The organism is Streptomyces rugosispiralis (genome assembly GCF_024505145.1).
GTDB lineage: Bacteria > Actinomycetota > Actinomycetes > Streptomycetales > Streptomycetaceae > Streptomyces > Streptomyces rugosispiralis.
This window is the reverse complement of the sequence record NZ_JANIAA010000013.1, coordinates 71004-91101: the sequence shown is the minus strand read 5'-3', so window position 1 is coordinate 91101 and position 20098 is coordinate 71004. Positions and strand designations below refer to the sequence as shown.

Annotated in this window: 17 protein-coding genes; 8 read left to right on the top strand and 9 right to left on the bottom strand. The window is 72.7% G+C overall.

Going from position 1 to position 20098, the window contains the following annotated elements:
• Nucleotides 1-23: 23 nt before the first annotated feature.
• The gene (locus NP777_RS21185; protein WP_256651747.1) at nt 24-1202 is read left to right on the top strand and encodes a serine hydrolase domain-containing protein; all 1179 of its coding nucleotides are present in this window, start codon (nt 24-26) and stop codon (nt 1200-1202) included.
• A 55-nt stretch (nt 1203-1257) separates the two neighbouring features.
• On the opposite strand, the gene NP777_RS21180 is transcribed toward NP777_RS21185, so the two are convergent.
• The 6 genes from NP777_RS21180 to egtA form a co-directional block, all read right to left on the bottom strand.
• Nucleotides 1258-2346, bottom strand: a complete 1089-nt coding sequence (locus NP777_RS21180) for a patatin-like phospholipase family protein (protein WP_256651746.1) — start codon at nt 2344-2346, stop codon at nt 1258-1260.
• A gap of 164 nt (nt 2347-2510) precedes the next feature.
• On the bottom strand, nt 2511-3731 hold the full coding sequence (locus NP777_RS21175; RefSeq protein WP_256651745.1) for a transglycosylase family protein: 1221 nt from the start codon (nt 3729-3731) through the stop codon (nt 2511-2513).
• Nucleotides 3732-4064: 333 nt separating this feature from the next.
• Nucleotides 4065-5030: an L-histidine N(alpha)-methyltransferase gene (egtD, locus tag NP777_RS21170; RefSeq protein WP_256651744.1), complete on the bottom strand. Its 966-nt coding sequence runs from the start codon at nt 5028-5030 to the stop codon at nt 4065-4067.
• Nucleotides 5027-5782, bottom strand: a complete 756-nt coding sequence (gene egtC / locus NP777_RS21165) for an ergothioneine biosynthesis protein EgtC (protein WP_256651743.1) — start codon at nt 5780-5782, stop codon at nt 5027-5029. Before egtC ends, egtD begins: the two co-directional genes overlap by 4 nt.
• Entirely contained in the window at nt 5782-7110 is a 1329-nt protein-coding gene (gene egtB / locus NP777_RS21160) for an ergothioneine biosynthesis protein EgtB (protein WP_256651742.1), read from the bottom strand. Before egtB ends, egtC begins: the two co-directional genes overlap by 1 nt.
• Nucleotides 7107-8372: an ergothioneine biosynthesis glutamate--cysteine ligase EgtA gene (egtA, locus tag NP777_RS21155; protein WP_256651741.1), complete on the bottom strand. Its 1266-nt coding sequence runs from the start codon at nt 8370-8372 to the stop codon at nt 7107-7109. Before egtA ends, egtB begins: the two co-directional genes overlap by 4 nt.
• A 240-nt stretch (nt 8373-8612) precedes the next feature.
• Between egtA and NP777_RS21150 the strand changes: the two genes are divergently transcribed.
• The 5 genes from NP777_RS21150 to NP777_RS21130 all read left to right on the top strand — a co-directional run bounded on the left by NP777_RS21150 (nt 8613) and on the right by NP777_RS21130 (nt 13965).
• Complete coding sequence (locus NP777_RS21150; RefSeq protein WP_256651740.1) at nt 8613-9614, top strand: NADPH:quinone oxidoreductase family protein; 1002 nt, start codon at nt 8613-8615, stop codon at nt 9612-9614.
• On the top strand, nt 9611-10816 hold the full coding sequence (locus tag NP777_RS21145) for an acyl-CoA dehydrogenase family protein (protein WP_256651739.1): 1206 nt from the start codon (nt 9611-9613) through the stop codon (nt 10814-10816). The genes NP777_RS21150 and NP777_RS21145 overlap by 4 nt, the downstream gene beginning before the upstream one ends.
• Nucleotides 10813-11964: an acyl-CoA dehydrogenase family protein gene (locus NP777_RS21140; RefSeq protein WP_256651738.1), complete on the top strand. Its 1152-nt coding sequence runs from the start codon at nt 10813-10815 to the stop codon at nt 11962-11964. The genes NP777_RS21145 and NP777_RS21140 overlap by 4 nt, the downstream gene beginning before the upstream one ends.
• A gap of 121 nt (nt 11965-12085) precedes the next feature.
• Nucleotides 12086-13606 (top strand): GMC family oxidoreductase, encoded by a 1521-nt coding sequence (locus NP777_RS21135; protein WP_256651737.1) that lies wholly within the window; start codon nt 12086-12088, stop codon nt 13604-13606.
• A gap of 164 nt (nt 13607-13770) precedes the next feature.
• A complete protein-coding gene (locus tag NP777_RS21130) occupies nt 13771-13965 on the top strand; it encodes a hypothetical protein (protein ID WP_020866016.1) in 195 nt (64 codons plus the stop codon).
• 36 nt (nt 13966-14001) lie between these two features.
• On the opposite strand, the gene NP777_RS21125 is transcribed toward NP777_RS21130, so the two are convergent.
• Together NP777_RS21125 and NP777_RS21120 are read right to left on the bottom strand one after the other, a co-directional pair.
• Complete coding sequence (locus tag NP777_RS21125) at nt 14002-15390, bottom strand: family 2B encapsulin nanocompartment shell protein (protein WP_256651736.1); 1389 nt, start codon at nt 15388-15390, stop codon at nt 14002-14004.
• 97 nt (nt 15391-15487) lie between these two features.
• Nucleotides 15488-16900 (bottom strand): family 2B encapsulin nanocompartment shell protein, encoded by a 1413-nt coding sequence (locus NP777_RS21120; protein WP_256651735.1) that lies wholly within the window; start codon nt 16898-16900, stop codon nt 15488-15490.
• Between the two features lie 393 nt (nt 16901-17293).
• On the opposite strand from NP777_RS21120, the gene NP777_RS21115 reads away from it, so the two are divergent.
• Both NP777_RS21115 and NP777_RS21110 read left to right on the top strand, forming a co-directional pair.
• Complete coding sequence (locus NP777_RS21115) at nt 17294-18211, top strand: phosphatidylinositol-specific phospholipase C/glycerophosphodiester phosphodiesterase family protein (protein ID WP_256651734.1); 918 nt, start codon at nt 17294-17296, stop codon at nt 18209-18211.
• Nucleotides 18212-18281: 70 nt separating this feature from the next.
• The gene (locus NP777_RS21110) at nt 18282-18770 is read left to right on the top strand and encodes a GNAT family N-acetyltransferase (protein WP_256651733.1); all 489 of its coding nucleotides are present in this window, start codon (nt 18282-18284) and stop codon (nt 18768-18770) included.
• Here the strand turns inward: NP777_RS21110 and NP777_RS21105 are convergent.
• Nucleotides 18751-20049 (bottom strand): ROK family transcriptional regulator, encoded by a 1299-nt coding sequence (locus NP777_RS21105; RefSeq protein WP_256651732.1) that lies wholly within the window; start codon nt 20047-20049, stop codon nt 18751-18753. The two genes, NP777_RS21110 and NP777_RS21105, sit on opposite strands and share 20 nt — an antisense overlap.
• Between the last annotated feature and the right edge of the window lie 49 nt (nt 20050-20098).

Here is a 20098-nt window from a genome sequence, read left to right as displayed (position 1 = left end):
GGGACAAGGCGAGGAGCGGGTTCGTGGGAGTTCGGGCAAGGGGCGTGGCGCTGTGGGCGGGGATCGGCGCGCTGGCGGTGACGGCGACCGTCACCATCGCCACGGCCCGGGGGGAGCCGGCCGGGCCGCCGGCGCCGTCCGGTTTCGAGGAGGCCGTCGGCCGGACGGTGCAGGACGGATTCCCGGGTGCGGTGGCCTACGCGCGGCGCGGCGGCGACGAGTGGCGGACGGCGGCCGGGGTCGCGGACCAGGCCACCGGCGAAGAGGCCCGCCCGGAGCAGCGGTTCCGGATCGCCAGCAACACCAAGGCGTTCGTCTCCACGGTTCTGCTGCAACTGGAGGGCGAGGGGCGGCTCTCACTCGACGACAGCGTGGAGAAGTGGCTGCCCGGCGTCGTCCAGGGGAACGGTAACGACGGTAAGGCCATCACCATCCGTCAGCTGCTCAACCACACCTCGGGGATCTACGACCCCACCACCGAAGCCTCGTTCTTCGCCCCCTATCTGGAGGACGGCGACCGGGACCACGTCATCACCCCGCGCGAGGTGATCGCCCGCTCGGTCCGGCACGAGCCGGATTTCGTGCCGGGGAAGGGCTGGTCGTACTCCAACACCAACTATCTGCTCGCCGGGCTGGTGATCGAGTCGGTGACCCACCGCTCCTCGCCCGCCGAGATCCGGCGCCGGATCCTCGCCCCGCTGGGGCTGAAGGACACCTCCTTCCCGGTGACCGACCCCGAGGTGCACGGCTCCCATCTGCACGGCTACGACCTCAAGGGCCGCGATATGACGCGGTTCAGCCCCTCCTACGACTGGACCGCCGGAGCCATGATCTCGACCGTGGACGATCTGGCCCGGTTCGAGCGCGCCCTCTTCGACGGCGAGCTGCTCGGCCCCGACCAGCGGCGCGAGCTCAAGACCCCGGTGGAGTTCCCCGGCGCGCCCGCGTACGGACTCGGGGTGCAGCGCATGGAGGTGCCGTGCGCCACCGGCGAGGGGAAGGAGGCCGATCCGCTCACCGCCTGGGAGACCGACGGCGCGGGCCCCGGCTACACCAGCGTCTCCCTCACCACCGCCGACGGTCAGCGCCAACTGGTCCTCGCCGCCACCGTCTACGACCTCGCCGCGGAGCTCGAGGGCGAGGTGCCCGTACCGCGGAGCAAGGCCCTGCTGAAGGCGCAGACTGCGGTGGTGTGCGACTGAGTCCCGTCCTTCCCCGGGAGGTGTCCGCCGGACACCCGTAGCCCGGTCGTCCCTCTCAGGAACGGGCCGCCGGGGCGAACTGGGCGACGATGGCCCGGCGCCCCGCCTCGAGAGCCTCCTCGCGCAGAGCGCTGTCCGTTTCCAGACGGCCGATGGACGGCGCCGTGGCATCGGGGCGGACCGACAGCACCGCGGGGTCCGTGGGCGAATCCGCGGTGTCGGTGTCGTAGACCGCCAGCAGCCGGTCGTCGTCGGCGAGCCGGGCGGGCCGGTTCAGGAAGGCGGCGCGGAACTCAGCGGTGTACTGGCGGAAGGCGACCGCGGCGACCAGCCGGGAACCCACCGACGGGGCGGCCCGGAGCGCCGCGTCCCGGACCGGCGGCCTGCTGCGCAGGACGAGGACGTGGGTCGCGCCGTCCCGCAGCGCCTGGCGGAACGGGATCGACTCGGCCAGCCCCGCGTCGTAGAAGCGGCGCCCGCCGATGGTGACGGGCCCGCCCGCCGGCATCGGCAGCGCGGCGCTCGCCCGCGGCGCCAGACGGAGGGCGACCTCGTCCGTCAACTCCTTGTGCAGATCCACCGGTTGGCCGGTTTCGAGGTCCGTGGCCAGCGGATGCAGGGCGAGGGGTGCGGTCAGCACCGAGGCGTAGTCCAGCGGGAATTGGCGGATGTAGACCTCTTCGATCAGGGTCTCGATATCGACCATGGGGCGACCGCGCAGCAGATTGCGCTTCCGGATGAGAGCACTGGCGAAACGGGGGTCGGCCCAGCCGACCAGGCCCTCCGGCCGCGAACTGACCGGCCAGGCCGCCGAGATGGCCCCCGCCGAGGCCCCGTACACCGCGTCGAACGCGTTCAGCAGCCCCAGCTCGTGCACGGCCAGCGCCATACCGGCCGAGATCGTGCCGCGCATCCCGCCGCCCTCGATCGCCAGCGCCACCCGGTATCCGTCCGCACGTGCCCCGGGGCGGCTGCCCGCCTCCGTCCGGTCGGCGAGGACCTTCATCTGCTCGCCGTCGATGTCATCGCGCCCCCGGGCCTCGCCCGCCGGAACCCCAACGCGGTCGACGGCGACCCGTACGGCGGCTCCCTCGAACTCGACCAGAGCTTTGTCCGGTGCCCCCTGCCCGCCTCCGGACGGCACGCGACCGATATCGACGGGCTCTGGCACATCGGCGCGTCCACTCGCCCGGGGGCGGGGCTGGGCGGTGTCTCCGGGCACATGGTCGCCACCACGCTCACCAGAGGGCCGCGCTTCGCCCGTCTGCCCCGGCCCCCACCCGGGCGAAGGACCAGAGGCTGACGCCGTCAGAGGGTGACGCCGTGCGACCGCAGATAGGCGAGCGGATTGACGTCCGAGCCGTAGCCGGGGCCGGTGCGGATCTCGAAGTGGAGATGCGGTCCGGTGGCATTGCCCGTCGAGCCGGAACGGCCGATCTGCTGGCCGCCGTTGACGTTCTGCCCGGCCCGCACCGACAGCTGCGAGAGATGGGCGTACTGGCTGTACTTGCCGTCCGGATGCCGGATGACCACCTGATAGCCGTACGCGTCGCCCCAGCCCGCCGAGACCACATGGCCCGAACCCACGGCCTTCACCGAGGTGCCGATGCCCACGGGGAAGTCCACGCCCGTGTGATAGCCGCTCGACCAGCTGGAACCGGACGCCCGGTAGGCGGTGCTCGGGCTGACGCCGCTGACGGGGGCGGTGAAGCCCGAGGAGACGACGGGCTTGGTGGCCCGGTCCCGGCTGGTGTGCTCCTCGGCCTTCGGGTGCGGCTTGGGCTTCGGCTTGGGCTTCGCCTTGTGGTGGGGCTCGGGTTCCGCCTTGGGCTTGGCGGTGGCCTTACCGCCCTTGAGGGACAGCTTCTGACCGGGGTAGATCAGATCGGGATCGCCACCGATCGTCTCGCGGTTGGTCTCGTAGAGCGCCTTCCAGCCGCCATTGACGTCGTGGGTGTCGGCGATACGGGACAGCGAGTCGCCGTTGACGACCACATAGCGGCCGGACTTCGTGGCGGCGCCCCCCGGGAGGCTGGTGGGCGTCGGCTTGCTCGCCGCCACCTGCTGGGCCTTCTCGGGCCGATGGGTCTGCTTGACCGGGGCGGCGGCCGTCCTGACGACCTTCTGGGCACTCTGCTGCGGCGCCGCGTCGTCCCGCGTCAGACCGGCCTTGCCCGAACACACCGGCCACGCGCCGGGGCCCTGGCCGTCGAGTACCTTCTCCGCGATCGCGATCTGCTGGTCCTTGGTGGCCAGATCGGCCCGCGCCGCGTACGCCGTGCCGCCGTACGCCGCCCATGTGCTCTGCGTGAACTGCAGCCCGCCGTAGAAGCCGTTGCCGGTGTTGATGTCCCAGTTGTGGGTGGACTCGCACTGGGCCACCTTGTCCCAGGTTTCGCCCGAGGCCGCGGACGCGCCCGCGGCGCCGACGAGTGGAAGGGCGATTCCGGCGCCGCCCGCCGTGACGCTCAGTGAGGCACGGGAGATGCGGTTGGGCTTGTAGCGGCGGTGGCGTCCCCGTAAGGGCATGGACGGCTCCTTCTCGTGCTGCCGGGTGCGGCGCGCTGCCGGGCGGGCCAAAGATAAGGGGGCCGATTTGCGCACAACAAGAGGGAGTTCACCTGGAAAGTGGGCCACAGTGCGCTGTGCTGCGGCCCTCTCGCGCCTATGTGATGTGCATCACATCAATTCGATGCCGCTCATACGCCGCGCTGCTCACGCGGCTCGCACGATGTGTGTGGCCAACTGCACCGCATCACCGCTGGGTTCGCGCTCCACCACACCGCCTCACCCCCCGGCACAGCGAGCCGCCGCCCGTGACCGATGGTCCCGGGCGGCGGCGTACCGCGATCTGGCGAGGAGCTAGCGGCGCACGGCGAGCGACACCGCGAAGCGGCCCTCCGCGTCGGTCCACCAGCGCCGCGACTCCATCCCCGCGGCGGTCAGTTCGGCCCGCACCTTCTCCTCCCGGAACTTGGCGGACACCTCGGTGCGGACCTCCTCCCCGGCCGCGAAGTGGACCGCGAGATCCATGGCGGGGATCTTCGCGGTGAGCTCCTTACGGGCCCTCAGCCGCATCTCGATCCACTCCTCCTCGGCGTTCCACACCGCCACGTGGTCGAAGTCGGAGGGGTCGAAGTCGGCGCCCAGTTCGCGGTCGAGCACCGTCAGCACGTTCTTGTTGAACGCCGCGGTGACCCCCTGGGCGTCGTCGTAGGCGGAGACCAGCGTGGCCTCGTCCTTGACCAGGTCGGTGCCGAGCAGCAGCGCGTCGCCGGGCGCGAGCAGTTCGCTCACCGAGGCGAAGAAGGCGGCGCGCTCCGCCGGCAGCAGATTGCCGATGGTGCCCCCGAGGAAGGCCAGCAGCCTCGGCCCCGGGGTGTCGTCGGGCAGCGCGAGCCCGTTCATGAAGTCGGCCACCAGCGCGTGCACCATCAGCCGTGGATGCTCGGCCAGCAGGGCCTCCCCGGCCAGTTCCAGCGCGCTCTCGCTCACGTCGACGGGGACGTAGACGCGCAGATCCGGCAGTGCCCGGATCAGATGGCGGGTCTTCTCGGAGGAGCCGGAGCCCAGTTCGACGAGGGTGCGGGCGCCGGTCGCGTCGGCTATCTCCGCCGCGCGGGCGACGAGGATCTCCCGCTCGGCGCGGGTCGGGTAGTACTCGGGCAGCCGGGTGATCTCTTCGAAGAGCGCGCTACCCCGGGCGTCGTAGAACCACTTGGGCGGAAGCTGTTTGGGGGTGCTGGTCAGCCCGTCGGCCACATCGGCGCGCAGCGCGGCCGTGGTGGCGTCGGCGGGCAGGGTGCGGGTGACGGTGAAGGGGCTCAACGGGAAGCCTCCTTGAGTGCGGTGAGCAGTACATCGGTGCGGGTGGCGGTGAGCAGGGTGCGGTCGGGGACCTCGGTCCAGCCGGGGTCCTGGTCGTACGGCTCGGAGGCCACCACCACGCCCCGGTCCGGATCGGCCAGGTACCACAGGGTGTCGCCCCAGGCGGTGGCGGCGATGGTCTCGCCGTCCATGAGGAGCAGATTGAGCCGTGAGCCGGGGGACGCGTCGGCGAGCTGCTCGACGGCCTCGGCCAGCGCCTCCGGCGGCGCGTGGCCCAGCCGCAGCCGATGCAGCACCAGCGCCCAGACGAACGCCGAATCGCACCGGGCCTCCAGGCCGAGCAGATCCGCCGGCGGCAGCGCGGCGGCGAGGTCCGCGACCGCGTGCGGCCAGTCGCGGAGCGCCCCGTTGTGGCTGAACAGCCAGGTCCCGGAGGCGAACGGCGAGGCGCCCGCCTCGCCGTCCGCGCTCGCCTCGGTGGCATCCCGCACGGCGGCCATCAGCGCCCCCGTGCGCACCACGCGGGCCAGGTCGGCGAACGACAGATCGCCCCAGATGGGCCCGGCGCGGCGGTAGCGCGCGGGCACCGGGTCGCCCGACGCGTACCAGCCGACGCCGAACCCGTCGGCGTTGACCGTGCCGTGCGCCTGCCGCCGCGGCGCCCACGACTGCCGGAACAGGCTGTGCGGGGGCGTCACGATCACCTCGCCGATGGGGGCCGGCGGGCCGAGGTACGCCAGGTGCCGGCACATCAGGACGCGTCCCGCGCGGTGCGGAAGCCCGAGAAGATCTGGCGGCGGACCGGCAGGTCCCAGTTGCGGAAGGTGCCCCGGCAGGCGACCTCGTCCACCGCGAAGGAACCGCCGCGCAGCACCTTGTGCGAGGGGCCGAAGAACACCTCCGAGTACTCGCGGTACGGGAAGGCGCGGAACCCGGGGTAGGGCAGGAAGTCGCTCGAGGTCCACTCCCACACATCGCCGATCAGCTGCCGCACCCCCAGCGGGGAGGCGCCCCGCGGATAGCCGCCGGCCGCCGCGGGCCGCAGATGGCGCTGGCCCAGGTTGGCGTGTTCCGGCGTGGGATCCTCGTCGCCCCACGGATAGCGCCGGGACCGGCCGCTCTCCGGGTCGTGGCGGGCGGCCTTCTCCCACTCCTCCTCGGTCGGCAGCCGCCGCCCCGCCCAGCGGGCGTAGGCGTCCGCCTCGTACCAGCTCACATGCACCACCGGCTCCTCCGGCGGCACCGGCTCCGTCACCCCGAACCGCCGGCGCAGCCACTGGCCGCCCTCGCGCCGCCAGAACAGCGGGGCGGCGAGGCCGTGCTCCTGGACGTACGCCCAGCCGTCGGCCGTCCACCAGCGCCGCTCGGTGTAGCCACCGTCCGCGATGAACCGCTCGTACCCGCCGTTGGTCACCGGAGTGGTGTCGATGTGGAAGGCCGGGACCAGCCGGTGGTGCGCGGGCCGCTCGTTGTCCAGGGCCCACGGCTCGGCCGAGGTGCCCATGGTGAACGGGCCGCCCGGGACCAGCACCTCCTCGGGCAGCGCCGCGCCGTCCTCCGGGGCGGGCGGCGGCGGGGCGGTGAGCGCGGCGGGTCCGCGGCGCAGCTGGTGGGTGATCAGCATCGTCTCGTCGTGCTGCTGCTCATGCTGCGCGATCATGCCGAAGGCGAAGCCCGCGTCGACCAGCGGGGCGCCACGCAGCTCGATCCGCTCCAGGATGTCCAGCACCCGGCCGCGCACCTCATGGACATAGCCCCGGGCCTCGGCCGGTGCCAGCAGCGGCAGAGTGGGCCGCTCGGCGCGCGGATGCTCGAAGGCGTCGTAGATCGAGTCGATCTCGGGCCGCAGGGCCTCACCCCCGCCGACCGCGCGCAGCAGCCACTGCTCCTCCTGGTTGCCGATGTGCGCCAGATCCCACACCAGCGGGGACATCAAGGGGGAGTGCTGGGCGGTGAGGTCGGGCTCGTCCACGCAGGTGGTCAGGGTGTGGGTGCGGTCGCGCGCGGTGCGCAGCGCCTTCTCGGCGCGCCGGCGCAGCGCCTCGGGATCGGTCGTGAGGTCGGAGTCGGGGGCGGTCATGACCGACCCTCCTTACCGGTGAGGGGAGCGAGCAGATCGTCGGCGGGACATCGGCCGCGGAGCACATAGCGGTCGGTGAAGGCGGCGACGGCGGCGGTGATGGCGGGGGCGGCGCCGATACGCGGCAGCGCGTCCAGCGCCGTGGTGAAACAGCTGACGGCGGCGGTGCGCAGCTCGGGGTCGGCCAGACCGTGGCGGGCCGCGGCGCGCCACAGCGGATTGCCCGGTGCGGGGCGGGCGCCCGCCGTCTCGGCGAGCGGTTTCACCACCCGGTAAACCGTTTCAGCAGCCTCGGGATCGTCGAAGAGCGCGACGGTGACGGCAAGGGGGACGACCCATCCGTCCGCACCGCTCTGCGCGTCGATCATGCGCAGTTCCAGATGGCCGCGCGGGCGGACGGGGGGAAAGAGCGTGGAGATGTGGAAGTCGAGGTCGTCGTGGGTGGGTGGCCGGGGCAGCGCCGTCCGGGCCCACTGGCGGAAGGTCACCCCGGACGGCACCGTCCAGGGCGCCCGCTCGTCCCGGATGGCCATCACGGGCGCGTCCAGCACGTAGTGGGCCCAGGCCGTGCGGGGATCCGGGCCGTCGGCCGGGGCGTGGGTGCGGCCGGGCTCCATCGCCGTCCACAGCGCCTGCCGGGTGGAGCGGTAGCCGGTGGGGCGGCCCTGGCGCAGCGGCGAGTTGGCGAACGCGGCGGTGAGCACCGCGCCCAGCAGATGGGCGAGCCGCCAGCGCCGCGCCATGCCGAGCGGTCCGGGCTCCTCGTGCCCGGCGTCCACGCAGACCTGAACGGAGGCGGTGTTGCACATCATGGAGCGCCCGGCCGGCCCCCGGCGGTCGAAGTAGGTCTCCATGCACTCGTACCGGGGCGTGGTGAGGAAGCGTCTCGGCTGGCGCCAGGGGTCATGCCCGTGGCCGGCGAGCCCGAGGCCCAGGTCGGTGAGTACGGAACGTACGAGAACCAGATCGGCGGCCGCGGACTCCACACATGCGGTGAGGGAGTCGGCCGGGAGGGAGCTGAGCTCCACCTGACCGCCGGGTTCGAAGGTGATGGCGGACCGCAGTGGCAGTCCGCGCAGGGCGCTGACCGCGGCTTCGAGCCGGGCCGCCTCGACGGGTCGTGCGGGGTCGTGCGGGTCGTACATGAGCCATTCGAGTTCGACTCCGATGCGCCGGGGCGGCCCGGTCTTGAAACAGATGCCGTGCAGCCTGGCCTCCATCTCGGCCTCGCTGATCGCCTTGTCATCGGGCACAGTCGTCATCTCCCGTCCCGTTACGGCAACGGCTCGCTGGGAAACGAACCGATATGTCGCCGTCCACTCTTTACTGCCGAGACGCCGGGCTCAAGGGTGCCTCCAGAGTTGCACAAGAGTTCATCCACCGCCGGGTGGCAGGTCAGGATGGCTGACGGTGGTGGCGGTTCCGCTCCTCGTACCGACTGGTTAGTATGTTCGACCCGGCGCGGTACCGCGTTCCGACGATCCGTTTGTGGAGGCCACCGGATGCAGGCATGGCGAGTGCACGACAATGGCGAGCCCGGTGAGGTCATGCGCCTCGACGAGGTGCCGGACCCCCAGGCGGGACCGGGACAGCTGCTGCTTCGGGTCCGGGCCGTCAACGTCAACTTCCCCGACGCCCTGCTCTGCCGCGGCCAGTACCAGGTGCGGCCGCCCCTGCCGTTCACCCCCGGCGTCGAGGTGTGCGGCGAGGTCGTCGCCGTCGGCGAGGGCGCCGACGTCGCGCTGGGCTCCCGCGTCCTGGCCACGCCCACGCTCCCCGCGGGTGGCTTCGCCGAGCTGGTGCCCGTGGAGGCGGCGGCCGCGCTGCCCGCGCCCGACGCCCTGGACGACGCCGAGGCCGCGGCGCTGCACATCGGTTACCAGACCGGCTGGTTCGGCCTGCACCGCAGGGCCCGCATCCAGTCCGGCGAGACGCTCCTGGTGCACGCCGCCGCGGGCGGGGTCGGCAGCGCCGCCGTCCAGCTCGGCAAGGCGGCCGGGGCCACCGTGATCGGCGTCGTCGGCGACGAGGACAAGGCCCAGGTCGCCCGCGAGCTCGGCTGCGACCTCGTCCTCGACCGGCGCGCCGACGACATCGTGGCGGCCGTCAAGGAGGCCACCGGCGGACGCGGCGCGGACGTCGTCTACGACCCGGTCGGCGGCGACGCCTTCGTCAAGTCCGTCAAATGCGTCGCCTTCGAGGGCCGCATCGTGGTCGTCGGCTTCGCCAGCGGTGTCGTCCCCCAGGCCGCCCTCAACCACGCCCTGGTCAAGAACTACGCCATCCTCGGCCTCCACTGGGGCCTGTACAACACCCACGACCCGGCCGCGATCCGCGCCTGCCACGAGGAGCTGACCAAGCTCGCCGCGCAGGGCACCGTCAAACCGCTGGTCAGCGAGCGCGTACCGCTGAAGGACGCGGCCGCCGCCGTCCAGCGCGTCGCCGACGGCGTGACCACCGGCCGCGTGGTCGTCGTCCCCGGGCAGGCCGGAGGGGACCGATGAGCACCACCAGGCACCGCCCCGCCGTGGACGCCGACGAGCTGCGCCGCCGCGTCCGCGAACTCCTGGCCGCCCATCCGCCCGCCACCACCGACCGCCTGGACTTCCTGCGCGCCCGCTTCGACGCCGGGCTCGCCTGGGTGCACTACCCGGCCGGACTCGGCGGCCTGGACGCCCCGCGCTCCTCGCAGGCCGTCGTCGACGCCGAACTGGAGGCCGCGGGCGCGCCGGACAACGACCCCCGCCGCATCGGCATCGGCCTGAGCATGGCCGCCCCCACCATCCTCGGCTTCGGCACCGACGAGCAGCGGGAGCGGCTGCTGCGCCCGCTGTGGACCGGCGAGGAGGTGTGGTGCCAGCTGTTCAGCGAGCCCGGCGCCGGATCCGACCTCGCGGCGCTCGCCACCCGGGCGGTGCGCGACGGCGACGACTGGGTGGTCGACGGACAGAAGGTCTGGACCTCCAGCGCCCATCTCGCCCGCTGGGCCATCCTCATCGCCCGCACCGACCCCGACCAGCCCAAACACCGCGGCATCAGCTACTTCATCTGCGATATGACCGACCCCGGGGTCGAGGTCAGGCCACTGCGCCAGATCACCGGCGAGGCGGAGTTCAACGAGGTCTTCCTCACCGGGGTGCGGATCCCCGACAGCCGTCGGCTCGGCGAGATCGGCGAGGGCTGGCGCGTCGCCCAGACCACCCTGATGAACGAGCGGGTCGCCATCGGCGGCGGCCGCGTCCCCCGCGAGGGCGGCATGATCGGCCTCGTCGCCGACACCTGGCGCGAACGCCCCGAACTGCGCACCCATGACCTCCACCAGCGGCTGCTGCGGCTGTGGACGGAGTCCGAGGCGGCCCGGCTCGCGGGCGAGCGGCTGCGCCAGCAGCTCGCGGTCGGCCAGCCCGGCCCCGAGGGCTCGGCCATGAAGCTCGCCTTCGCCCGTCTCAACCAGCACATCAGCGCGCTGGAGGTCGAGCTGCTGGGGGAGGAGGGGCTGCTCTACGACGACTGGACGCTGCGCCGCCCCGAACTGGTGGACTTCACCGGGCGCGAGGCCGGCTACCGCTATCTGCGCGCCAAGGGCAACTCCATCGAGGGCGGCACCTCGGAGGTGCTGCTCAACATCATCGCCGAACGCGTCCTGGGTCTGCCGCCCGAGCCGCGGACCGACAAGGACGTCCCGTGGAAGGACCTGCCCCGATGAGCACCGCCGACCTGCTCTACTCCGAGGCGGAGGACGATCTGCGCGCGGCCGTACGGTCGCTGCTCACCGACCGCTGCCCGCCCGCCACGGTGATCTCCGAGGCCGAGAGCGGCCGGGCGTACGACGTGGCGCTGTGGCGCGGGCTGGGCGCCGAGATGGGCACCGCGGGGCTGCTGGTGCCGGACAAGCTCGGCGGCCAGGGCGCCACCGCGCGCGAGGCCGCGGTGGTGATGGAGGAGCTCGGCCGCGCCGTCGCCCCCGTGCCCTACCTCACCAGCGCCGTCCTCGCCGCCGCCGCCCTGCTCGGCTGCGACACCGACCAGGAGGCCGTGGCGCGGCCGCTCGGCGCGCTCGCCGAGGGCCGTACGGTCGGCGCCCTCGCGGTGCCGCTGTCCACCGTGGCCGTGGTGCCCGGCGGCGGGTCCGGCGCGCCCGCCGCGACCGTACGGGCCGACCGGGACGGCACGCTCAGCGGCCAGGTCTCCGGTGTCGCGGGCGCGGCGGGCGCCGATGTGCTGCTCGTCCCCGCCACCGGCGCGGACGGCTACGGGCTGTACGCCGTGGAAACCGCCGAGACCAGCGTCACCGTCGAACCCCTCACCTCGCTCGACCTCACCCGCCCGCTCGCCGCGGTGACCCTCACCGGCGCCCCGGCCCGCCGGCTCGCCGGGCCCGGCCGGGCCGAGGCGGCCATCGGGCGGGCGCTGCTGACCGGGGCCGGGCTGCTCGCCTCCGAGCAACTGGGCGTGGCCGAATGGTGTCTGACCGAGACCGTCCGCCACACCAAGGAGCGCCATCAGTTCGGGCGCCCCATCGGCTCGTTCCAGGCGCTCAAGCACCGCATGGCCGCGCTGTGGCTGGAGCTGGTCTCGGCGCGTGCCACCGCCCGGTACGCCGCCGACGCACTGGCCACGGACAGCCCGGACACACCGGTCGCGGTGGCCGTGGCCCAGGCGCACTGCGCCGAGGTTGCGGTGCACGCGGCCGAGGAGTGCGTCCAGCTGCACGGCGGCATCGGCATGACCTGGGAACACCCGGCGCATCTGTATCTCAAGCGGGCCAAGAGCGACGAGATCGCGCTGGGCACCCCCGGCCGCCACCGGCACGGGCTCGCCGGACTGGTGGATCTGCCGGCCCCCACCGGCTGACCGGACGGCGGCCCCACCGGCTGACCTGCCGGATCCGGCGAACCCGCCCCCGCTCCGCGATCACGCCACTAGAGTGCCGAACAGCTGTGCGGCACGTCGGGTGAGTCCGGAACGGGGGCACATGATGAGCGACTTCGACTACATCGTGGTGGGGGCGGGCTCGGCGGGCGCCGTGGTGGCGGCCCGGCTGACGGAGGCCCCGGACATACGGGTGCTGCTGCTGGAGGCCGGGAAGGACGACGCGGCCGCGCAGATCCACGACCCCACCGCGTGGTTCACCCTCATCGGCGGTGAGCACGACTGGGGCTACACCACCGTCCCGCAGCCGGGCCTGGCCGGGCACCCGCAGACCGCCGCGCGCGGCAAGGTGCTCGGCGGCTCCAGCAGCATCAATGTGATGACCTACGTCCGCGGCCACCTCGGCACCTTCGACGCCTGGGCCGCCGACGGCTGCACCGGCTGGGACGCCGCCTCGGTGCTGGAGACCTTCCGCGCCCTCGAGCACACCGAGGGCCGTGACCCGCGCTTCCGGGGCACCGGCGGCCCGCTGCGGCTCAGCCGGGCGGACGCGCCCAACCCGCTGAGCACCGCCTTCCTCGACGCCGCCAAGGAACTCGGCCATCCCCACAACGACGACTTCAACGGCGCGGAGAGCGACGGCGCCGGGCGGCATGAGTGGACCATCCACGAGGGGCGCCGCCAGAGCACGGCGGTCGCCTATCTCGATCCGGCGATGGACCGCCCCAATCTCACCGTGCGCACCGAGGCCCACGCACACCGGCTGCTCTTCGAGGGCACCCGCTGCGTCGGCGTCGAATACGCGGGCTCCGGCGGTGTGGCACGTCGGGTGCGCGCGGCGCGTGAGGTCATCGTGTGCGCGGGTTCGGTGGACTCGCCCAAGCTGCTGATGCTCTCCGGAATCGGTCAGGCCGGCCATCTCCGTGAAGTGGGCGTCCCGGTGCTGGTGGACGCCCCCGAGGTGGGGGCCAATCTTCAGGACCACCCCCTGGTCGGGCTGGTCCACGAGGCGGGCACCCCGCTGCCGCCGCCCCCGCTGACCACCGCCGAGGCGGCCCTGTTCACCCGGACCGACCCCGCGCTGCCCCGCCCCGACCTCGAGGTGTTCCTCTTTCACATCCCGTTCCACCCCAGGCTGCTGCCGTTCCCGCCGAACAGCTTCACCCTGACGGTCGCCGCGATGCAGCCCCACAGCCGGGGCACGGTCCGGCTCTCCGGCGCGGACCCCGAGGACCGGCCGCTGATCGACCCCGGCTATCTCAGCGACGAAAGGGACCTCGCCACCCTGGTCCAAGGGGTCGAACTGGCCCGGTCGCTGGCCGCCACCGACGCGTTCGAGGCATGGCAGCCGCGTGAACTGCTGCCCGGCCCCGGGGTGAGCGGCCGGGACGGCCTGGCCGACTTCGTCCGCGAGAACACCGGCACGTACTTCCACCACGTCGGCACCTGCCGGATGGGCGGGGACGGGCAATCGGTGGTGGACCCCCGGCTGCGTGTCCGCGGCGTCGAGGGGCTGCGGATCGCCGATGGATCGATCATGCCGTCGATCGTCTCGGCCAACACCAACGCGGCCTGCGTCATGATCGGCGAGATGGCCGCCGAACTGATCCGCACCGACGCCTGAACGGGCTCGCCGCGCTTGCCCGTCACGGAGTGACGGCCGCCAAGGAGTAACCGAACAGCAGATCGGCACCCGTATGGAGCACCAGGTGACGGCGGTCCAGGGGCGATTCTGGGCCACACTGACGGCCGGATTCCGATGCTCCGTAGCGGCCGAGGAGGCTCCCCATGGCCATTTCCATCTCCGTGGTCCTGCTGCTTCTGATCCTCACCGTGGTGTTTCTCCGCAGCGGCGGACTGCGCATCTCGCATGCGCTGGTCTGTGTGACGCTGGGCTTCTACCTGGCGAGCAGCAGCGTGGCCCCCACCATCTCCGAGGGGCTGGCAGCCACCGCGGACGTGGTCAGCAGCGTCCGTCCCTGATCCACGCCCGCGGCGACCGGTCTCCGACGGCCGGGCTCAGCGGCCGATCTCGACGTCTTCCAGCACGCCGACCGCATCGGGCACCAGAATCGCCGCCGAGTAGTAGGCGGAGACCAGATAGGACGTCACGGCCTGCTCGCTGATGCCCATGAACCGGACGTTCAGACTGGGCTCGTACTCATCCGGGATACCGGTCTGATGCAGACCGATGACCCCCTGGCTCTCCTCCCCGGTGCGCATCGCCAGGATCGAGCTGGTGCCGGACTCACTGATCGGGAGCTTGTTGCAGGGCAGCAGCGGAACCCCGCGCCACGCCCGCACCGCGACCCCGGCCACCTCGATGCCCTGCGGATAGAGACCACGGCTGCTGCACTCCCGCCCGAAGGCGGCGATGGTGCGCGGATGCGCCAGCAGATACTGGGTCTTGCGGCGCCGGGCCAGCAGTTCGTCGAGGTCGTCGGGGGTGGGCGGTCCGCTGCGGGTGTGGATGCGCTGGGACAGGTCGGCGTTGTGCAGCAGACCGAATTCCTTGTTGTTGACGAGCTCGTGCTCCTGGCGTTCGCGCAGGGCCTCGATGGTGAGGCGGAGCTGCTGCTCGACCTGGTTCATGGGCTCGTTGTAGAGGTCGGCGACGCGGGTGTGGACGCGCAGCACGGTCTGGGCCACGCTCAGCTCGTACTCCCGGGGCGCCAGCTCGTAGTCCACGAACGTGCCCGGCAGCGCCGGTTCGCCCGAGTGGCCGGACGCGATGGCGATATCGGCCTCACCGCGCCGGTTCTGAGCGGGCGCGGTCCGCTCGGCGAGCCCCTCGAGATGGTCGCGCAGCGACGCGGAACGGTCGGCGGCCTCCTCGACGACGCGGCGGGGGAGGGTGAGCACCGTGGTCCGGGTGACGGCCCGGGCGGTGAACTCCCAGGTGTGCTCCGGACCGGTCAGGACCGAGTCGCCGAAGTACTCCCCGTCGGCCAGCACCGCCAGCGTGCTGCCCTCGTCATACGCGCCGGGGGCGATCTGGCGGACCTTGCCATGGGCGATCAGGAACACCTGGTCGGCCGGTCGGCCCTCCTCCACCAGCACATCCCCCGGCGCGTACTCGCGCTGGACACAGCCGTCGGCCAGCGACTCCAGCACGGAGGTGACCCCGAAGCCGCGCAGCGTCGGCAGCTCGCCCAGCTCCGGCGGGATGACCCGCACCTGTGATCCGGTGGTGATGAACTCCACCCGCCCGTCCCCGACCGTGTAGGTCAGCCGGCGGTTCACCCGATACGTACCGGCCGACACCTGGACCCAGGGGAGGACGCGCAGCAGCCACCGGGAGGAGATGGCCTGCATCTGCGGAACGGACTTGGTGGTGGTCGCCAGGTTCCGTGCGGCGGCCGTGCCCAGACTCAGCGGCTGCTCACCGGACTCCACGGAGGTGGTCATAAGTGCTCATCACCCATTTCGGTAGATCTTCGGGAAGGTATGCGGAGGCCACAGGCCCGGCCGGGCGGACGTCAGAGTCCGTCGCCGACGGGCGGATTCAGAGCCCGACTTCCACGTTCTCCAGAATTCCGAGCGCGTCCGGGACGAGCACGGCCGCGGAATAGTAGGCGCTGACGAGATACGAGATGATGGCCTGCTCGCTGATTCCCATGAATCGCACCGAGAGGCTCGGCTGGTATTCGTCCGGAATTCCGGTGCGGTGCAGTCCGATGACCCCCTGGTTCTCCTCCCCGGTACGCAGAACGAGAATCGAGCTCACCCCGCTCCGGGAGACCGGAATCTTGTTGCACGGGAGGATGGGCACGCCCCGCCAGGCCGGCAGCGCATGCCCGTTCACCTCCGTGGGCTGCGGGGAGATGCCATGGCTGTTGAACTGCCGGCCGATCGCCGCGATGGCGCGCGGATGCGCCAGGATCAGCCCCGGGTCCTTCCAGACGGTGGCCAGCAGCGCGTCGAGGTCGTCCGGGGTGGGCGGTCCGCTGCGGGTGTGGATGCGCTGGGACAGGTCGGCGTTGTGCAGCAGACCGATCTCGGGGTTGTTGATGAGCTCGTGCTCCTGGCGTTCGCGCAGGGCCTCGATGGTGAGGCGGAGCTGCTGCTCGACCTGGTTCATGGGCTCGTTGTAGAGGTCGGCGACGCGGGTGTGGACGCGCAGCACGGTCTGGGCCACGCTCAGCTCGTACTCCCGGGGCGCCAGCTCGTACTCCGCGAAGGTGCCCGGCAGGACCGGCTCGCCCGAGTGGCCGGAGGTCAGCGCGATGGCCGCTTCCCCGTGCTCGTTCCGCTCGGTCTCCGGTGCCGAGCGCACCGACTCCACATGGGCCCGCAGCCCGGGTGAGCGGTCCAGCTGCTCCTCGAACTCCTGCCGGGGCAGGGCCAGCACCGTGCAGGACGTCACGGCCTTCACGGTGATGCCCCAGGTGCCCGCCTCGGCGGCGGTCAGCTCCGGCTCCCCGATGTGGTCGCCACCGGCGGCCGAGCCGACCACCGAGGGCTCGTCGAACGCGCCCTCGGTCAATTTGTCGACCTTGCCGTGGGCGATGAGGAGGAGCTCATCGGCCGGGCGCCCGGCCTCCACCAGCACATCGCCGGGCGCGAACTCCCGCTGGGCGAAGCGGTCCGCAAGGGCCTCGAGCACCGCGGTGTCCTCGAATCGCCGCAGCAGCGGCAGCTCGCGCAGCTCGACCGGGATGACCCGCGCCTGTGATCCGGTGGTGGTGAACTCCACCCGGCCGTCCCCGAGCGTATGGGACGCCCGGCGGTTCACCCGGTAGGAACCACCCGGAACCTGCACCCACGGCAGCATGCGCAGCAGCCACCGCGAGGTGAGGCCCTGCATTTGCGGAACGGATTTGGTCGTCGTCGCCAGATTCCGTGCGGCCGCCGTGCCGAGGCTCAACTGCGGCTGCGAAATGTCGGCACCGGAACCCGGTTCAACGGACGTCGTCATCGTGAATGCTCACCCATCCCTGTACGGACCTTGAGGGGAAATTCCGCTCGAGCAACTGCCAAGCTATCAGCGGACTTTGGACGTTTGCATTCACTCAAAAGAGTGTCCGGGTGAGGGTTATGACGGCGGTCGCGGAGGGGTAAGCATTCCGAATGCGTCGTGGGCCGACGGCCCCGCGCACCCGTCCGTGCACCCGGCGCGCCCGTCCGCCCCGCGCCGCCCACAGGCGCCCCCGCAACCGCCCCGGCACCTCGGTAACGGTGAGGAAATGGCCGGGGACCACCGGTGGAACTCTTCGCTCAGTACTGCCCTTCGGGGGTACGGCCGCCCGATACTCACTGGCGTCGATCCTGCGTATCCGGCACCGCGCCGGGACGAGAGCCGGGAGGCCCCATGGACCGCCGTACACGCCGTGCCTTTGTCGTCACCCTCGGAGCCGTGCTGGCGGGCGGCGCGGCCGCGCCCGCGTTCGCGGGCACGTCCGCCTCGTTCGGCAACACCGCCGTCGCGACGGACAACTCGAAGGACGGCTCGAGGGACCGCTCCAAGGGCAAGCGGCCGCTGGCCAGAGCCCATGCCCACAACGACTACGAGCATCCGCGTCCGCTCCTCGACGCGCTCTCCCACGGCTTCGGCAGCGTGGAGGCCGACATCTGGCTGGTCGACGGCCAGCTGCTGGTCGCGCACGACGCCACGGACCTCGACCCCACCCGCACCCTGGAGTCGCTCTACCTCGACCCGCTGGCCCGGCGGGTGAAGGCCAACGGCGGCCGGGTCTACCGCGGTTACGACCTGTCGCTGCAGCTGCTGATCGACATCAAGACCGCCGGGGAGCCCACCTACCTGGAGCTGGCCAAGCGGCTGAGCCGCTACGGCCATCTGTTCAGCGCCGCCTACGGCGGGGTCGACGGCCGGGTGCGCCGAGGCGCGGTGACCGCCGTCATCTCCGGCGACCGCGGCGCCCGGGCCCCCATGGAGGCCGAGAAGGTGCGCCACGCCTTCTACGACGGACGGCTGGAGGACCTCGGCTCGGGCGTGCCCGCCTCCTTCATCCCGCTGATCAGCGCCGACTGGACCAAGACCTTCACCTGGACGGGAGCCGGTCCGATACCGGCGGCGGAGCGCGAGACCCTGCGCCGCCTCGTCGCCTCCGCGCACGACGCCCGGCAGACCGTGCGCTTCTGGGCGACCCCGGACGTGGCGGGACCGGAGCGCGACGCCCTGTGGCATGCGCTCCTGGCCGCCGACGTGGACTACCTCAACACCGACGACCTGGCGGGCCTGGAGGCGTTCCTGCGCGCGGCCCGCTGACGCCTCGTGGGGCGGCGGCCGGGGAGAAAACCATTCGCGTGCCGCCGCCCGCACGGCCATGCTGGCCCTCATGCTCATCAGGACCGCCACCGCCGAGGACTGGCCCGCCATCTGGGCCTTCCTGCGCCGCATCGTCGCCGCGGGCGAGACCTACACCTACCCCCGCGACCTGGACGAGGGCCGGGCCCGCGAGATCTGGATGCTGGAGCCCCCGAGCCGTACCGTCGTCGCCACCGACCCCGACGGCACGGTCCTCGGCTCGGCCAAGATGAACCCCAACCACATGGGGCCCGCCGCGCATATCGCGGGGGCCAGTTTCATGGTGGCCCCCGAGCACGGCGGGCGCGGTGTGGGCCGCGCCCTGGGTGAGCATGTCCTGGACTGGGCCCGAGCCGAGGGCTACAAGGCGATGCAGTTCAACGCCGTGGTGGAGAGCAACACCCGGGCGGTGGCCCTGTGGCGCTCACTCGGCTTCGAGGTCATCGGCACCGTCCCCAAGGCGTTCGCCCACCCCGCCAACGGCTATGTGGGGCTGCACATCATGCATCGCTTCCTCTGATCCCGGCCGGCTCACCGGCCCCGGCGGGGTCCCGGAACCCCGCCGGATCGTCGAGCACCGCCTGCACCACCGAGCTGGCCCCGCCCAGCAGCGGACCGTCCGGGCCGAGCCGGGAGACGGTCACCGCCCCGCTGCCCGGCCGGGCCGGGTCGGTGAGCCGCCGGCCCAACTCCCGCTCCAGGGCGGGCAGCAGCCAGGGCGCCAGCGGCGTCAGCGCGCCGCCCAGCACCACCTTCTCCGGGTCCAGGAGGTTCACCGCACCCGCGAGGGCGATCCCGAGCGCCGCGCCCGCGCCGCGCAGCGCACGCCGTGCCCGCTGGTCGCCGCCGGCCGCCCGCACCGCCAGCACGGCGATACGGCCGCCGGGGCCCGGGTGCTGGGCCGCGGCCTCCTCGGGGGACAGGCCGCTCGCCCGCAGCACCGCCTCCTCGCCCGCGTACTGCTCCAGACAGCCACGCCCGCCGCAGGCGCACTCGGGCCCCTCGGGGCGCACCGGCACATGGCCCAGCTCGCCCGCGAAACCGTGGGTGCCGCGCAGCAGTTGCCCGTCGAGCACGACCGCGGCGCCGATGCCGATCTCGGCCGAGACATGGACGAAGTCCCGGGGCGCCGGGTCGTGGCCGCCCCGCCACAGCTCGGCGAGCGCGCCCAGATTCGCCTCGTTGTCCACGGTCACCGGCAGACCGGGCAGCGCCGCGCGCAGCTCGGGGCCGATGTCCACCCCCGCCCAGCCCAGATTGGGGGCGCGGACGACCAGCGACGAGTCCCGCGCCACCAGACCGGGCACCGCCACCGCGAGCCCCACCGGCCGCAGCCCGCCCAGCTCGGCCTCCGCCGCTACCTGCCGGACCAGACCGGCGAGCTGGGTCAGCACCGGGGCCGGTGAGCGGTCGCGGTTCGCCGAGGCGAGCTCCGTACGGGCCCGTATCCGCCCGGCGAGGTCCATCACGCACACCGCGAGGTGGTCCACCCCGATCTCCGCGCCAAGACCGGCCGGACCGCGCTCGTTGAGCTGCAGGGCGCTGCCGGGGCGGCCGACCGTACCGGGCCGGGAGGGGCCCAGCTCGACCAGCAGCCCGTCCCGGATCAACTCGTCGACGAGGGTGGAGACGGCGGCCCGGGTGAGCCCCACCCGCGCCGCCACCGCGGCACGGGACAGCGGGCCGTGGGCGGCCACGGCGTGCAGCACGAGGGAGAGATTGCGCCGGCGCATCGCCTGCTGGGTGTTGGGCAGTGGCGCTGCCACCTGAATCCGTCTCCTCTCGGCCGATCCGCTCATTGTGCCGGGCCGGTACGACACCGGGGCGCCCGGTCGCCGCCGTACGGCG

Bases quoted from the DNA above. Each gene is read 5' to 3' on its own strand.
- NP777_RS21175 (WP_256651745.1), bottom strand. From the start codon at position 3,731: ATGCCCTTACGGGGACGCCACCGCCGCTACAAGCCCAACCGCATCTCC.
- egtC (WP_256651743.1), bottom strand. From the start codon at position 5,782: ATGTGCCGGCACCTGGCGTACCTCGGCCCGCCGGCCCCCATCGGCGAG.
- egtB (WP_256651742.1), bottom strand. From the start codon at position 7,110: ATGACCGCCCCCGACTCCGACCTCACGACCGATCCCGAGGCGCTGCGC.
- egtA (WP_256651741.1), bottom strand. From the start codon at position 8,372: ATGACGACTGTGCCCGATGACAAGGCGATCAGCGAGGCCGAGATGGAG.
- NP777_RS21150 (WP_256651740.1), top strand. From the start codon at position 8,613: ATGCAGGCATGGCGAGTGCACGACAATGGCGAGCCCGGTGAGGTCATG.
- NP777_RS21145 (WP_256651739.1), top strand. From the start codon at position 9,611: ATGAGCACCACCAGGCACCGCCCCGCCGTGGACGCCGACGAGCTGCGC.
- NP777_RS21140 (WP_256651738.1), top strand. From the start codon at position 10,813: ATGAGCACCGCCGACCTGCTCTACTCCGAGGCGGAGGACGATCTGCGC.
- NP777_RS21135 (WP_256651737.1), top strand. From the start codon at position 12,086: ATGATGAGCGACTTCGACTACATCGTGGTGGGGGCGGGCTCGGCGGGC.
- NP777_RS21130 (WP_020866016.1), top strand. From the start codon at position 13,771: ATGGCCATTTCCATCTCCGTGGTCCTGCTGCTTCTGATCCTCACCGTG.
- NP777_RS21125 (WP_256651736.1), bottom strand. From the start codon at position 15,390: ATGACCACCTCCGTGGAGTCCGGTGAGCAGCCGCTGAGTCTGGGCACG.
- NP777_RS21120 (WP_256651735.1), bottom strand. From the start codon at position 16,900: ATGACGACGTCCGTTGAACCGGGTTCCGGTGCCGACATTTCGCAGCCG.
- NP777_RS21115 (WP_256651734.1), top strand. From the start codon at position 17,294: ATGGACCGCCGTACACGCCGTGCCTTTGTCGTCACCCTCGGAGCCGTG.
- NP777_RS21110 (WP_256651733.1), top strand. From the start codon at position 18,282: ATGCTCATCAGGACCGCCACCGCCGAGGACTGGCCCGCCATCTGGGCC.
- NP777_RS21105 (WP_256651732.1), bottom strand. From the start codon at position 20,049: ATGAGCGGATCGGCCGAGAGGAGACGGATTCAGGTGGCAGCGCCACTG.